This window comes from Amycolatopsis sp. cg9, from assembly GCF_041346945.1.
In the GTDB taxonomy this organism is placed as follows: domain Bacteria; phylum Actinomycetota; class Actinomycetes; order Mycobacteriales; family Pseudonocardiaceae; genus Amycolatopsis.
In genome coordinates this window covers 8,405,319-8,420,948 of sequence record NZ_CP166850.1, presented here as the reverse complement: position 1 = coordinate 8,420,948, position 15,630 = coordinate 8,405,319, and the positions used below count along the sequence as shown (strand labels likewise).

Below are 15,630 nucleotides of genomic sequence, written 5' to 3'. Positions count from 1 at the left end.
TGAAGGGGACTTTCCTCGCATCAGATGAGATGAACGTCCCCTTCAGCCCGCCGGTGAGCCGCTAGGGGAAGCTCGGGGCCGCGAGCAGTTCCCGGAGGTAGCCGGCGATGCGCAGCTCGGGGCGTTCGGCGAGCTGGAGGGCGACTCCGCGCAGCGCGGTCGGGCGGTACTCGCAGGCGGCCGCCAGCCGGGCGATGGTCCCGGTCGGCTCGTTGTGCAGCCGGCGGCGGCCGGCGATCGCGGCGAGCAGGTCGCCCGCTTCCGTGGCGGAAAGCGCGTCGAGCCGGATGGGCTCCACGCCGTCGCGGACCGTCAGTTCGTCGAGGCGGTGGCGGCTGGTCACGACGGCCCGGCAGGACGGCGTGCCCGGCAGCAGCGGCCGGACCTGCGCGGCCGAAGCCGCGTCGTCCAGCAGGATCAGCGTGCGGGTCGAGGCGAGCAGCGAGCGGAAGTCGGCGGCCGCTTCGTTGACGTCGGCGGGGATCCGGTCCGCCGGGGTGCCGAGCGCGCGCAGGAACCGGCCGAGCGCTTCGGACGGCTCGACCGGCGACGGGCCGGACCCGCGCAGGTCGATGTACAGGGCGCCGTCGGGGAACTCGGCGGCGTTGGCGTGCGCCCAGCGGGTGCACACCGCCGTCTTCCCGATGCCGCCGGGGCCGGTCACGAGCACCGGGCTGCGGCGGCGGCCTGCCACGTCGTCGAGCCGGGCCAGCACCTGCGTGCGGCCCACGAAGTGGTTGACCTGCGCGGGAAGTTGCCGCGGCCGGGGCCGGGGGCCCCAGTCGGGTCTTTCCTCCCGGCGGGCCGCCGGCAGCAGCTTGCCCACCAGTTCCTCGACCGGGGTGGCCCGCAGGATCGCCATTTCGGTGTCCCGGAGCTCGCGGGTCGGCTCGATGCCCAGCTCGTCGCCGAGCACGCGGCGGCCGTCGCGGAACGCCGCGAGCGCGTCGGCGGACCGGCCGGCACCGTAGAGCGCGAGCATGTAACGGCGGCGAAAGCCTTCGTGCAACGGATTCGTCGTGAGCAGCCCGGCCAGTTCCGGGACCAGATCGGCGAACCGGCCGAGCGTCAGCCCGATGTCCAGCTGGTGTTCGTGCACGCGTAGCCGTCGTTGTTCCAGCCGCGCCGATTCGGCGTGCGCGAACCGGCCCTCCAGGCCGTCGAGCGGGGTGCCGCGCCAGGTCGCCAGCGCGGTGCGGAACAGCCGGCGGGCTTCGGTCAGGCGGCCGGCGGCGAGCTCGGTTTCCCCGCTGGACACGGCGTTGTCGAACCGCACGAGGTCGACGTCGGCGGGCGGCGCGTGCAGCACGTAGCCGGTGGGGCAGGTTTCCACCGCCGCCGGATCGCCGTCGCTCGCGGTGAGTGCCCGGCGCACCGCCGCGACGTGCACGTGGACCTGGTTGCGCGCCGCCTTCGGGACTTCCTGCTCCCACAGCACGTCGATGATCCGCGACAACGGGACGAGCTGGTTGGCGCGGGTGGCGAGGAGGGCGATGAGCAGGCGTTGTTTCCGCCGTCTGACCGGTACTGGTGCGCCATGCTTGGTGATCTCGACGGGTCCCAGGACGTGGACGGTCATCAGTCTCCCTGTTTCGGCCGGCACGGACCCGGATTTCGGCGTCGTGCGAGGCGGTATCGCGCTTTCGGGCTCGATGCTGACTTTCGGGTGGACTACGTCGTCACCGCGGTTTCCCGGCGGTTACGCACAATGCCTTTTCCCGGTTTCCCCCAAGGCAATCGGAAAGCCCATGCTGCGCTCAACCCCCAGAAGTCCCGTGGTGGCACCAGTCCCCGGTTCGGTGCCGGCGTGCCCGTGGGCAGCCCCGGGCCACTGTAGCGGAACGGTTCGATCTCGTCACTGAGATCGTTCTCCGTAGCACAGTACGGGATTCCTGTCGCGTGACCGGTTCTCTATTCCACACTGTTACCGCGCCGAAAACGATCTTCACCCGAAGGAACGCACCGTCGCCCGATCATCCCAGCGCCGGGCCGGTCGCCGCCGGTTCAGCGCAGAGTCAGTGCGCGACACGACGATTGCGGTCATGGGAGCCACCGAAGGAACGACGCTGCACGAACTGATCGCCGCGCAGACGCGGGGGGCCCCGTCGAAGATCGCGGTCACCGGACCCGACGGCGACCTCACCTACGCCGAACTGGAGCACCGGGCGGAGCAGGTGGCCGTGCGGCTCGCGGCACTCGGCGCAGCACCGGATCGCCCGGTGGGTCTCCTGGTTCCCCGGTCGGCGGCGATGATCGCGGGCATGCTGGGCATCCTGCGGGCGGGTGGCGCGTACCTCCCGCTGGACCCCGAACTGCCCGGATCCCGGCTCGCCGCCTCGCTTTCCGCCGCGGGCGCGGTCGCCGTGGTGACGATTCCGGAGCTGGCGGACCGGGTCGCCGGGCGGCCGGTCGTCGTGCTGGGGGAGGACGACGGCGCACCGGGGCCGGCCCGGCCGCCCACGCCCGCGTCGGCGTTGTGCTACGTGCTCTTCACTTCGGGGTCGACCGGCACGCCCAAGGCCGTCGCCGTCGAGCACCGCCAGTACGTCCACTACCTGGCAGGACTGGCCGAGCGGATCGAGCCGGGGTGGTCGTGGGCCCTGCTGTCGACGTTCTCCGCGGACCTGGGCAGCACCAACGTGTTCGCGGCGCTGACCACCGGTGGCCGGCTGCACGTGCTGTCCCGGGAACAGGCCGTCGATTCCGGGGCGCTCGCGGACTACTTCGCGCGGCACCGGATCGACGCGGTCAAGCTCGTCCCGAGCCACCTCGCCGCGCTGGCCGGAGTGGACGGCGCCGCCGTCGCCGGGGTGCTGCCGCGGCGGCTGCTGATCTGCGCGGGCGAGCCGCTGACCCCCGGCCTGGTGCGCCGGATCCGCGCCGCCCGCCCGGACCTGGCGGTCGAAAACCACTACGGGCCCACCGAAACCACCGTCTCGATGCTCGCGTACCCGGTACCGCCGGAAGTGCCCGAGACGATCCCGCTCGGCCGCCCGTTCCGCGGGGTGCGCGTGCACGTCCTCGGGCCGGACGGCGAACCCGTCCCCGACGGCGTCACCGGCACGCTGGGCATCACCGGGGGCAACCTGGCCCGCGGCTACCTCGGCGCGCCCGCCGCGACCGCCGCCGCGTTCACCCCGGCCTCCGGCGAACCCGGCGAGCGGATGTACGAGACCGGCGACCTGGTCCGGCGGCTCCCCGGCGGGGACCTGGAGTTCGTCGGGCGCGGCGACGACCAGGTCAAGATCATGGGCTACCGCGTCGAACCCGGTGAGGTCGCCGCCGTCCTGGACCGCCACCCGGGTGTGGCGCGGGCGGTCGTCGTGCCGCACGGCACCGGGGGCGAGCGGCGGCTGGCGGGTTACGTCGCGGGATCCGGTGTCACACCGGCGGATCTGCGCGCGTTCGCGGCCGGCCTGCTGCCCGAGCACATGGTCCCGTCGGCGATCGTCGTGCTGGACGCGTTGCCGCTGAACGGGAACGGCAAGGTCGACCGCGCCGCGCTGCCGGATCCCTTCGCCGGCCGGACGGGCGGGCCGAGCGCGCCCGGGGCGGGCCTGGCCGAGCAGATCGCCGCCGCCTGGGCCGCGACCCTGGGCCACGACACCGTGGGCCCGCACGACAACTTCTTCGACATCGGCGGCACGTCGCTGCTGCTGATGCGGCTCCGGGCCCGGCTGGTCCAGACCCTGGAACGGGAGATCTCGATGGTCACGCTCTTCCGCAACCCGACCGTGCACCTGCTGGTGCAGCACCTCGAAGCGGCCGGCGCCCCGGCGGCGGAGGCGGACGACGGCCGCGGCCGCAACCGGCTCACCGCGGCCGCGCGCGACCGCCGCCGCGCCGCCATGAGCGGAGGCGACCGATGACGGCGGAGCCGACCGGGCTCGAGATCGCCGTCGTGGGCATGGCGGGCCGCTTCCCCGGCGCCGGCTCGGTCGGGCGGTTCTGGGAAAACGTGCTCGACGGTGGCGAGCAGGTCACGGAGTTCACCGCCGAGGAGGCGATCGCCGCCGGGGTGGCGCCGGAGGAGGCCCGCCGTCCCGACTACCGGCACGTCCACGGCGTGCTCGACGGCGTCGAGCACTTCGACAACGGGCTCTTCGGCTACACGCCCCGGGATTCGGCCCTGCTCGACCCACAGCAGCGCATCTTCCTGGAATGCGCCTGGGCCGCCATGGAAGACGCGGGGTACGCGCCCCGCACCGACGGCGCGCCGGTGGGCGTCTACGCCAGCGTCAGCCAGAACGCCTACCTGCTTTCGCACGTGCTGAAGACGCCGGGGGCGCTGGACCACACCAGCCCGCAGGAGTTCCTGCTCGCCACGGAAAAGGACATGCTGGCGGCGCGCGTGTCCTACCACCTCGACCTGCGCGGGCCCAGCCTGAGCGTGCAGGCCTCCTGCTCGTCTTCGCTGGTCTCGGTGCACATGGCCTGCCAGGCGCTGATCGCCGGCGAGTGCGAAATGGCGCTGGCCGGCGGCGTCACGGTGCACGTGCCCCAGTACGAGGGGTACCGGTACACCACCGGTTCGGTGTTCTCCTCGACCGGGCACTGCCTGCCGTTCGACGCCGGCGCCGACGGGACGGTCTTCGGCAACGGCGTCGGCGTGGTCGTCCTCAAGCCGCTGGCGGACGCGCTCGCCGACCACGACACGGTCCACGCCGTCATCCTCGGCTCGGCGGTCAACAACGACGGCGCCCGCCGGATGAGCTTCACCGCGCCCGGCGTCGACGGGCAGGTGCGGGTCATCCGCGCCGCGCACCGCGTCGCGGGCGTGGACCCCGCCACGATCACCTACATGGAAACGCACGGGACCGGCACCTCCCTCGGCGACCCGATCGAGTTCGAGGCGCTCACCGAGGCGTTCGGCGGCGAAGGCCCGCCCTGCACGCTCGGCACCTTGAAGGCGCAGGTCGGCCACCTCTCCGGCGCGGCGGGCGTCGCCGGGCTCATCAAGACGGTGCTGGCGCTGGAACACGGCGTGCTGCCGCCCAGCAGGCACTTCACCCGGCCGAACCCCGACATCGACCTCGACGGCAGCCGGTTCCGGCTGTCCACCGAACCCGTGCGGTGGGAGGGGCACCGGCGCGCGGCGATCAGCTCGTTCGGCATCGGCGGGACGAACGCCCACATGGTCCTGGAGGCGCCGCCCGACCCGGCCCCCGCCTCGCCGGGCGGGCGCGCGTACGAAGTCCTGCCGCTGTCCGCCCGCGAGGACGAGCCGCTGCTCGAACTCGCGTCCCGGCTGCGGGAGCACCTCAAGGACCGGCCGGACGCCGGACTGGCCGACGTCGCCGCCACGCTGCAGCACGGCCGCACGCCGCAGCGCCGCCGGGTGGCGATCGCCGTCCCGGACCTCGGCTCGGCGGTCGACGCGCTGGCCGCCGCGCGCCCGGCGACGGCCGACGCCCGCGACCGCGGCGTGGTCTACCTGTTCCCCGGGCAGGGCGCGCAGCGAGCCGGCATGGGCCGGGCGCTGTACGAGACCGAGGAGACGTTCCGCGGCTGGATCGACGCCGCCGACGAGCGGCTGGACTTCGACCTGCGCGGGCTGCTGTACGCCGGGGACCCGGCCGAGAACGCGAAGGTACTGGCCCGGACCGCCTACACCCAGCCCGCGCTCTTCGCCGTCGAACACGCGCTGGCCCGGCTCTGGACGGAGCTCGGGCTCGGGCCGTCGGCGATGATCGGGCACAGCGTCGGCGAGTACGTCGCCGCAACCCTCGCGGGCTGCTTCGAGTTCGAGACGGCGCTCGACCTGGTCGCCGAGCGGGCCCGGCTGATGCAGGAGCAGCCGCCGGGCGCGATGCTGAGCGTCCACCTGCCGGCCGGCGAGGTGCTGCCGGTGCTGGGTGGCGACCTCGCGGTCGCGGCGGTGAACGGCCCCGAGCTGTGCGCCGTGTCCGGCCCGGTGGCCGCCGTCGACGCGCTGGCGGACCGGCTGCGGGCGGATGGCGTCACCTGCCGCCGGTTGCGCACGTCCCACGCGTTCCACTCGCCGATGATGGAAGGCGTGGCGGCGGGGCTCCGGCCGAAGCTGCGCGCGGCCGCGCCGAAGCCGCCGGAGATCCCGTTCGTGTCCAACCTGACCGGCGACTGGATCCGCCCGGACGAGGCCCAGGACCCGGAGTACTGGGTCCGGCACCTGCTCTCGCCGGTGCGCTTCCACGAGGGGCTGCAGCGGCTGCTGAGCGGCCCGCCCTCGGTGCTGCTCGAAGTCGGACCCGGAGCCACCCTGCGCTCGCTCGTCGGCAAGACCGGCGACGACCGGGTCGCGCTCGGCGGCCTGCCCGATCCGGGGCGCGAAGCCGACGACGGTGCCTACCTGGCCCGGACGATCGGCCGGCTGTGGGAGGCCGGCGCGCCGGTGGACTGGACCTTGTGGCGCCGCGGGCCGTGGTCGCGGGTCCCGCTGCCGACCTACCCCTTCCAGCGCCGGCGGCACTGGATCGAGCCGGCCGGGACGCCAGCGCCCGAGGCACCGGAAGCACCGCCCCGCGCCGAGGCTGTCGTGCCGGCGCCCGCGGGCCTGCCCGAGCTCGTCCGGCGCGTCTGGCAGGACCTGCTCGGCGTCGACCGGGTCGGGCTCGACGACAACTTCTTCGAGCTCGGCGGGCATTCGCTGCTCGCCGCCCGGATCGTCGCCCGGCTGGCCGACGAGACCGGCGTGCAGCTGCCCGGCGACGCGCTGTACGTGGCGCAAACACCGAGGGAACTCGTTGCGCTCACCGAGGAAAACGGCTTCGCGGCCGCCGGGGACGATCAGCGGGATCCGGAGCGGCTGGCCCGCCTGATCGCGGAGATCGCGGAAATGTCGCCCGAGGAGGTCGAGGACCGCCTCCGCGAGGAAGCCTGACGGAAACAGGTGTTGTTCAGCGAGGCGTTCAGCCCCCGCCGTGATGATGGAACCGGCTGAGACCGGGAACCGCTGGGGGAATCCATGGATCGTTCGTGCCGTCTTCGTGTCCGCTCGTCCGCCGGCTCGTCGCCGGCCCCGCGCGCATGATGGAATTCCGGATCCTCGGCTGCCTCCAGGTGCGGGACGGCACCGGGGTGGTCGAGATCGCCGCCGACAAGCAGCGGACCGTGCTGGCGGTCCTGCTGCTGCGGGCCGGGCAGACCGTGCCCGTGCACGAGCTGGAGGACCAGCTGTGGGGTGACGCACCGCCCAGCAAGGCGAAGAACACGTTGCAGGCCTACGTCTACCGGCTGCGGCAGGCCCTGAATTTCGACGCGGACACCGCGCTGGTGACCGAACCGGGTGGCTACCGGATGCTGCTGCCCGACGGCGCGCTCGACCTGCACCGCTTCGAGCAGCTCTCGGCGCGGGGCCGCGCGGCGGTCAAGGCCGGGCGCCTCGACGAGGGGTACGCCGCCCTGCAGGCCGCACTGGACCTGTGGCGGGGGCCCGCCTTCGCCGACGTGTCGGCCACCGCGCTGCAGGGTGACGCCCAGCGCCTGGAGGACCTGCGCATCGCCGTCGCGGAAGACGCCGCGGAGGCGGCGCTCGCGCTGGGCCGGCAGGGGGAGCTGGTGCCCCGCCTGGAAACCCTGGTGGCCGCGCACCCCTACCGCGAGCGGCTGTGGGCGCTGCTGATGGTCGCGCTCCTCGGCACCGGCTGCCAGGCCGACGCGCTCGCGACCTACGGCCGGGCCCGCGCCCGGCTGCGCGACGACCTCGGCATCGAGCCGGGTCCGCAACTGCGGCAGCTGCACCGGGACATCCTGTCCGGGCGCGCGGGCGGCTTCCGGCCGCCGGAGCTGCCGCGGCAGCGGGGCACCGGCGGGGGACCGGCCCGGCCGGCGGCCGAGCTGCCCCGCGACACCTCGACGTTCGTGGGCCGCCGGGCCGAGCTGGCCGCGGTCCGCGGCTGGTTCGACGGGGACGGCGCCGGCCGGGTCGGGATGCTCAGCGGCCCGGCGGGGGTCGGCAAGAGCACCCTCGCCGTGCACGCGGCGCACCGGCTCGCCCCGCGCTTCCCCGACGGCCAGCTCTACGCGAACCTGCACGCGGACGCCGGGAGCACGCCGGCGCCGGCCGCGATCCTCCGGCGCTGGCTCCCGATGCTGGGCGTCACGGCGCTGCCCGCCCACGAAGAGGAGCTGGCCGCGGTGTTCCGCTCGGAACTCGCCACCCGGCGCGTGCTCGTCGTCGTGGACGGCGCGGCCTGCCTCGGCGACGTCAGCCCGCTCCTGCCCGGCGCGGGCACCTCCGCCGCGCTGGTGACCGGGAAGCGCGCGCTCACCGTGATCGACGGGTCCGTGCACCGCGCCCTCGGCGTCCCGGACGACGAGGAAGCGCTCGAGCTGCTGCGCCGCACGGCCGGGCCGCGGCGGGTCGACGCCGACCCGGGTGCCGCCCGGACCATCGTCCGCCTCTGCGAAAACCTGCCGCTGGCGATCCGCATCGTGGCCGCGCGCCTGGCGGCCCGGCCCGACCTCCCGCTCCAGGCGCTGGCCGCCCAGTTCCTCGACGAGCAGCGGCGCCTCGACGAGCTGGCCTTCGGCGGGCTGACCCTGCGGGCCCGGATCCGGGCGGGCTACGACCGGCTGGCGTCGGCGGACGCCCGGCGGATGTTCCGGCTGCTCGGTGCCCGGCCGCACGACGGCGTGACCGCGCCCGAGCTCGCCGCGCACAGCGGGCTCGCGGTGACCCGGGTGCTCGGCGCCCTCAACACGCTCGCCGACGTCCACCTGCTGGGCGCGCCGCGGGACGGGCGCTACCGGATGTCCACGCTGGTGCGGCTGGTCGCGGCCGAGCTGGGCCCGGAGCCGGGGGAGGTCAGGCAGCTGCAGGCGGTCTGCACCGGCGACGGCGCGTGAGGGGCGCCGTCAGCGGCGCGTCAGAGGACTCGGCGAAGGTGGGGTTCACGGCCGCGCCGCAGGAAGGTGAACCAGCCAGCCATGATCAGTGCCCACGACCACCCGCCCGGCTGGGACACCATCCACGGCCTCTTCGAACGCCGGAGGGCGGCGGCCCCGGACGCGGTCGCGGTCTGCCACGGGCGCGCCGCACGCACCTACGCCGAGCTCGACGAGGCGGCCTGCCGCCTGGCGGCGCGGCTGCGGGAACGCGGTGCCCGGCGCGGCGGCTACGTCGGCGTGCTGCTCGACCGGTCGCCCGAGCTCGTCGTGGCCCTGCTCGCCGTGCTGAAGTCCGGGGCGGCCTACGTCGGGCTGGAGCCGGGCCACCCGCCGCGGCGGCTCGGCGTCGTGCTCCGCGACGCGGGTGCCGCGCTGGTGGTCACCCGGACGGACCTCGCCCGCCTGCTGCCCGGCAACGCCGGTCCCGTGGTGCTGGTGGACGAACCCGTCGCCGCCCCGGCCGGCGACGGCCTCCCGGCCGCGTGCGCCCGGCCGGAAGACCTGGCGTGCGTGGTGTACGCCTCGGGGTCGGCCGGGCGGCCGGGGGTCATGGTCGAGCACCGGTGCGTGACCGCGTTCCTCGCCGCACTCGGCAGCCGCTTCGGGCCCGGGACCCCGCCGTTCGACGGGAGCACGTTCGACGCGGTCGTCGGCGCCATCTTCGGCCCGCTGACCAGCGGCGGCGCGGTGGTGCTGCCCCCGTCGGGCGCCGGCCTGCCGTGGCTGCCGGACCGGACGAGCCGGCCGCCATCGGCTTACGGGGCACCGGAAACGACGTCGATCGCGGTCACGGCCGGCCGGCCGCTGCCCTCGGTCGAGGCGTACGTCCTCGACGCCGACCTCTGGCCGGTCGCGTGCGGCACAGTGGGCGAGCTGTACCTGGGCGGCCCGACGGTCTGCCGCGGCTACCTGGGCCGGCCCGCGCTGACGGCGGAGCTGTTCGGCCCGCACCCGTTCGCCCGCGAGCCGGGCGCCCGCCTCTACCGGACGGGCGACCTGGCGCGCGTCCTGCCCGACGGCCGCTTCGAAGTCGTCGGCCGCACCGATGACCACGCCCGCACGCCGTGATGCGGCCGACCCGGAAGAGCGGACGACAGCGATGACCACGAACCTCGAGGACCTGCTCGGCGGCCTCACACCGCAGCAGCAGAGATTGGTGCGCGCCAGGCTGGCCCAGCAGGCGGCGGCACCGGCACCCGCCGACGTGTTCCCCCTCTCGCCCGCGCAGGAACGCCTGTGGCTGGCCGATCGCCTCTCACCCGGCCAGTCGGCGCCCGTCATCCTGGCGATCCGCTTGACCGGCCCGCTGGACCGAGACCGCCTGCACGCCGCGATCGCCGCCGTGATCGACCGCCAGTCCGCGCTGCGCACGGTATTCCGCGAGACCCCCGACGGCCCCCGCCAGGTGGTCCTCGACGGGTTCCGGCCCCCGGTGGTCACGGCGGAGCCGGGCGCGCTCGCCGAGCGGATCCGGCCGGTCTTCGACCTGACCGCCGAGCCGCCGGTGGCCGTGACGCTGTTCGAGACGACGCCGGCCGACCACCTGCTCCTGGTCTGCGTCCACCACATCGTCATCGACGGCTGGTCCACGCAGGTCTTCCTGGACGAACTCATCGCCCACTACGGCGGGCACGCCGACCTGCCCGGACTCCGCCTCCGCTTCGCCGACTACGCCGTGGCCGAGCGGGAAGCCGCCGGGCAGCTCGCGGAGCAGGTCGCCTACTGGCGCGAACGGCTGGCCGGCGCGCCGGCGCTGTCGACCGTCCCGCCGGACCGTCCGCGCCCGCCACTGCAGAGCAGGCGGGGCGCCCACACCGAATTCACCGTCGCCGCCGACGTGACCGACCGGCTGACCGCGCTCGCCCGGCGGACCGGCGTCACCCTCAACACCGTGGTCACGGCCGCCTTCGCGGTCCTGCTCCAGCACGCGACGGGCCAGGACGACGTGCTGTTCGGCACGCCGGTCGCGCGCCGGCGGCGGACGGAGCTCGAGCCGCTCATCGGCAGCTTCGCCGACACCGTGGTGACCCGGGTCGACCTGACCGGCGGCCCGTCGGGCGAGGAGCTGCTGCGCCGCGTCCAGCGCTCGGCCGCCGCCGCGGTGGCGCACCAGGACGTCCCGTTCTCCGAACTGGTGCGGGAACTCGCGCCCGCCCGGCGGGCGGCGTACAACCCGCTGTTCCAGATCATGCTCAGCGTCAGCGAAATCGTGGTGGCCGCGCGGGAAGCGGCCGGCGTCACCTTCACCCCCGAGCGCGTCGAAACCGGCACCACCGAGTTCGACCTGTTCCTGACGGTGCGCCGCGGTCCCGCGGGGCTGACCGGCGTCCTCGGCTACAACACCGACCTGTACCTGGCCGAGACCGCCCGGTACGTCACCGGCGGCCTGGTCACCGTGCTGACCGGGCTGGCCGCCGCGCCCGGCCGGCCGGTCGCCGAGCTGATGCCGGTGCGCCGCCGCCGGGTCGAGGTCGCCGCGTCGTTCACGGCCGAGCCGATGGGCGACGCGATGCGGTTCTGGGCCGGTTTCCGCCGGGTCCCCGCCGACACGCGGTTCGCCCCGTACGGCCAGGTGCTCCAGCAGCTGCTCGCCGGGGACGGCGGGGACGCGCAGGTCGTCCTGCTGCGCTGGAGCGACTGGACCCGCCGCAAGGCCGCTTCGGCGGAGTTCCTCGACGGCGTCGTCGACGAACTCCTCGCGGGTGTGAAGGCGTTCCGCGCCCGGACGGGTGGGCCCCTGCTGGTGCTGGTCTGCCCGCCGGAGCCGGGGACCGGCTTCCCGGCCGCCGACGAACGGCTGGCGCGGGGCCTGGCCGGCGTGCCGGGGGTCGAGGTGACGTGGCCCGCGGAGTACGCCGCGGCCCTCGGCGTCACCGAGGTCGCCGACCCCGCCGCCGACGCGCTCGGGCACGTTCCCTACACCGAAGAGTTCTTCGCCGCGCTCGGCACGCTGGCCGTGGACCGGCTGCACGCCCACTGGGGAACCCCGCCGCCCGGCCCGGAACGCGCGGAGTACGCCGCCACCCACCTGGCCTCCGCCGCGCGGATCGCCGCGGCGGCCCGGCCGGTCGCGGGCCCGGCCCCGGACGCGGACGAGTACGTGGCCCCGCGGACGGAGACGGAGAAGCGGCTGGCGGTGCTCTGGGCCGAGCAGCTGGGCACCGGCGAGGTCGGCGTGCGGACGAGCTTCTTCTCGATGGGCGGGCATTCCCTGCTGGTCACCCGGATGCTTTCCCTGGTGCACCGGGAGTTCGGTGTGACCGTGCCGTTCCACGAGTTCTACGCCGACCCCGTGATCGCGGCGCTGGCCACCACGATCGACCTGGCCGGTGAGACCGCGCCGAAGCCCGCCGAGATCCTTCCCGTGTCCCGGGACGAGCCCATCGAGCCGGCCGTCACGCAGAAACGCTTGTGGGCGCTCGCGCAGCTCGGTGTCCACTCGGGAGCGGTCACCTTCGCGGCCACCCTGACCGGCCCGCTCGACGAGGCGGCGCTGCGCGCGGCGGTCGAGGACGTCGTGCGGCGCCACGAATCCCTCCGGACGACCATCGGCACCGAGCGGGGGCGCCCGGTCCTGATCGTCCACAAGGGAATCGACTGCTGGTGGCCCGCCACCGGGTCCGTGGACACGGCGGTCCGGGAGTTCGCGACCCGGCCGTACGACCTGGAGACGGGGCCGCTGCTGCGGGTCCAGCTGCTCCGCGACGGGCCAGGACGGCACCACCTGCTGATCGGCCTGCACCAGGCCGTCTGCGACAACGAGTCCTGGCACGTGTTCCTCACGGACCTGGCCGCCGCCTACCGGGCCCGGCTGGGCCTCGGCGAGCCGCTGCCGCCGCTGCCCGTCCAGATGGCGGACTACGCGGCGTGGGAACGGATCCACCTGGCCGGCCCGGCGGCCGAGGCCGACGCGGCGTACTGGGCCGAGTGCCTGCGGGACGCGCCGCCGCGGCTGGAGCTGGCCCGCGCCCGCCCGACAGCGACCGGGGAAGCCGGGCTGCGGCACCAGTCCCTCGGCGAAGGCCTCGGCCCCCGCGTCGGCGAACTGGCCCGGGTGACCGGCGTCAGCACGTTCGTCGTGCTGCTCACCGCGTACGCCTTGACACTGGGCGGGGAAGCGGGGACGGGCGACGTCGTCCTCGGCGTACCCACCGCGGGCCGGGACCGCCCGGAACTCCAGGGTGTGGTCGGCCGCTTCGCCCACCTGATGCCGCTGCGCCTGAACCTGGCGGGGGCCACGACGTCCCGGGCGCTCCTGCACCGCGTGCACGAGGCGGTCCTGACCGCGCAGCGGCACCGCGGGGTGCCGTTCGGCCGGATCGTCGAAGTGGTGCGGCCACCGCGCGAGCGCGAGCACCACCCGGTCTTCCAGCACGCGCTCAACGTCGTCGGCGAGCGGTCGGCCGGGCTCGACCTGCCCGAGGTTTCGGTGCGGACGCTCGACCCGCCGCTCGCGGCCACCCAGTACGAGCTGTTCCTGCACCTGCGGTGGGAAAACGGCGAGCTGGCCGCCACCGCCGAGTACGACACGGGCCGGCTCGGCGAGGACGTCGTGGCCGAACTGGTCACCCGGTTCGCCGCCGTGGTGACCCGGATGGCCGAGCGGCCCGACGAAGCCGTCCCGGGGCCGCCGCTGAGCGAGCCCGTTCGCGCCGGAACCCGCGCCACCGCACCGGACTTGACGATCGCGACGACCGGCTCCACGGCGGCGATCCGCCGCGAAGCCGAGCAGCTGCTGACCCGCTTCGCGGAGCCTCCCGGCCTCGCCGTGACGTCCCGGGTGTTCGGCACCCTGCTCGACCCCGGCGGCCCGGCCGGCCTCACCGCGGTGGTGCTGCGCTGGGGTGACCTCGTCGGGGTACCGGTGCCCACCCGGCCGGGCACGCTCGTCCGCCGCCTGGACGACGCGGTGACCGACGTCGTCGCGGCGGCCACCGCGTTCCGGGCCCGGACGAGCCGCCCGCTGGTGCTGCTGACGCGGGCGTCGGAGGGGGTGCCGCCCCGGCTGGAGGCCCGCCTCGACGCCCGGCTGCACGTCGAGCTGGCCGGGCTGCCCGGCACGGAGGTGGTCACCGGCCCGGCCCCGGCGGCGGAGGTCGCCGTCGAGCGGCTGCGGCGGGCGTGCCCGCGGCCCGACGGGCCGGTCGCCGAAGCGCCCCGCGACGACCGGGAACGGGCGCTGGCGCGGATCTGGGCCGGCCTGCTGGACCTGGACCCCGCCCGGATCGGCGTCCACAGCGACTTCTTCGCCATCGGCGGCGACTCCCTGCTCGCCATCCGAGCCGCCCACGAAGCCGGCGAGGCGGGGATCGCCGTCACCCCCAGGCAGTTCTCGGCCCACCCCACGATCGCCGAGCTGGTCGCCCTACCCCGCGAAAAGGACGTGACTCGCCCATGAAACGCGCTTCGGGTTTCGCCGGATTCACCGTGATGTGGTCCGGGCAGATGCTCTCGACCGTCGGCACCCGGATGACGAACTTCGCCATCGGCATCAGCGTCTTCCAGGAGACGCACTCGGCGTTGAGCGTGACCCTGCTGACGTTCGTCGCCTTCGGGGCGACCGTCGCCTTCTCACCCATCGCGGGGGTGCTGATCGACCGCTGGAGCCGCCGCACCACCATCATCGCGGCCGACGTCGGCTCGGCCGCGGTCACCCTGGCGCTGCTCGGCGTCTACGTGTTCGGCGATCCCCAGCTCTGGCAGCTGTACCTGGTGAACTTCCTGACCGGCGCGTTCCTCGCCTTCCAGGTGCCCGCGTACGGCGCCGCGATCACGCTGATGATCGAGAAGGGCGGCTACACCAGGGCCAACGCGATGATGGGCCTGCTGCGGGCGGCGCCCTACGTGGCCGCCCCGGCCATCGCCGCCCCGCTGGTCTCGGCGTTCGGCCTCGCCGCGGTCCTCGCCGTCGACGTCGTTTCGGCGGTGGTGGCGATCGTCGCGGTGTACGCCATCACACTGCCACCGGACCCGGTCCGCGAGCCGGTGACCCCGGCGGACGGGACCGCGCTGGCCCGGTTCCGGCGGGACTTCGCCGTGGGCTTCACCTACATCGCCCGCCGCCCGCCGCTGGTCGGGCTGCTGTCCATCATGATCGCGATCAGCTTCCTGTCCGCGCTCGGCTGGGTGCTGTTCCCGCCGCTGATCCTCGCCCGCACCGGCGATTCGGCCAACGCGGTCGGCATCGTCCAGGTCGTCGGGGCGATCGGCGGCACCGGGGCGGGCGTGCTGCTGGCCATGCTCAAGCCGACGGACAAGAAGATCGGCCGGATGCTCGTCGCGATCCTCGTCCTCGGCGTGCTCGGGCGGATCCTCTTCGGCTTCGAAGGCATCTGGGTCTGGTCGGTCGCGCTGTTCTTCGGCTGGGGCGCGCTGCCCTTCATCGACGGCTACAACCAGACCATCTGGCAGGAGAAGACCCCGCCGCGGCTGCAGGGCCGCATCTTCGCCGTGGTCCAGATGGTCGAGAACATCGCGAGCCCGCTGGCCTACCTCGCCGCCGGGCTGCTCGCCGACGACCTCCTCGAGCCCGCCATGCGCTCCGGCGGGTGGCTCGCTTCGGTCTTCGGCCCGGTCACCGGCACCGGGCCCGGGTCCGGGATCGCCGTGCTGTTCATCGTGTCCGGCGCCGGCGCGGCCGTCGTGGCCCTCGTCGGTTTCCTCACCCCCGCCATCCGGAACGCGGAATCCCTGCTGCCGGACGGGGGCGGCGAGGTCGCGCCCGCCCCCGCGGAGCCCGGCACCGCACCCGCCCGCTGAGCC

At 74.8% G+C, this 15,630-nt stretch carries 7 protein-coding genes; 6 read left to right on the top strand and 1 reads right to left on the bottom strand.

From position 1 onward, the window contains the following. Window positions 1–61: 61 nt before the first annotated feature. Window positions 62–1,579, bottom strand: a complete 1,518-nt coding sequence (locus tag AB5J73_RS38905) for a BTAD domain-containing putative transcriptional regulator (protein WP_370963821.1) — start codon at window positions 1,577–1,579, stop codon at window positions 62–64. A gap of 463 nt (window positions 1,580–2,042) precedes the next feature. On the opposite strand from AB5J73_RS38905, the gene AB5J73_RS38900 reads away from it, so the two are divergent. The 6 genes from AB5J73_RS38900 to AB5J73_RS38875 all read left to right on the top strand — a co-directional run bounded on the left by AB5J73_RS38900 (window position 2,043) and on the right by AB5J73_RS38875 (window position 15,627). Beyond that, on the top strand, window positions 2,043–3,869 hold the full coding sequence (locus AB5J73_RS38900) for an amino acid adenylation domain-containing protein (RefSeq protein ID WP_370963819.1): 1,827 nt from the start codon (window positions 2,043–2,045) through the stop codon (window positions 3,867–3,869). After that, entirely contained in the window at window positions 3,866–6,859 is a 2,994-nt protein-coding gene (locus tag AB5J73_RS38895) for a type I polyketide synthase (RefSeq protein WP_370963818.1), read from the top strand. The genes AB5J73_RS38900 and AB5J73_RS38895 overlap by 4 nt, the downstream gene beginning before the upstream one ends. Before the next feature lie 95 nt (window positions 6,860–6,954). Then, on the top strand, window positions 6,955–8,826 hold the full coding sequence (locus tag AB5J73_RS38890; protein ID WP_370963817.1) for a BTAD domain-containing putative transcriptional regulator: 1,872 nt from the start codon (window positions 6,955–6,957) through the stop codon (window positions 8,824–8,826). An 81-nt stretch (window positions 8,827–8,907) separates the two neighbouring features. Next, window positions 8,908–9,936, top strand: a complete 1,029-nt coding sequence (locus AB5J73_RS38885) for an AMP-binding protein (RefSeq protein WP_370963815.1) — start codon at window positions 8,908–8,910, stop codon at window positions 9,934–9,936. A gap of 31 nt (window positions 9,937–9,967) precedes the next feature. Next, on the top strand, window positions 9,968–14,266 hold the full coding sequence (locus tag AB5J73_RS38880; protein ID WP_370963814.1) for a condensation domain-containing protein: 4,299 nt from the start codon (window positions 9,968–9,970) through the stop codon (window positions 14,264–14,266). Next, window positions 14,263–15,627 (top strand): MFS transporter, encoded by a 1,365-nt coding sequence (locus tag AB5J73_RS38875; RefSeq protein WP_370963813.1) that lies wholly within the window; start codon window positions 14,263–14,265, stop codon window positions 15,625–15,627. Before AB5J73_RS38880 ends, AB5J73_RS38875 begins: the two co-directional genes overlap by 4 nt. Window positions 15,628–15,630: the final 3 nt, after the last annotated feature.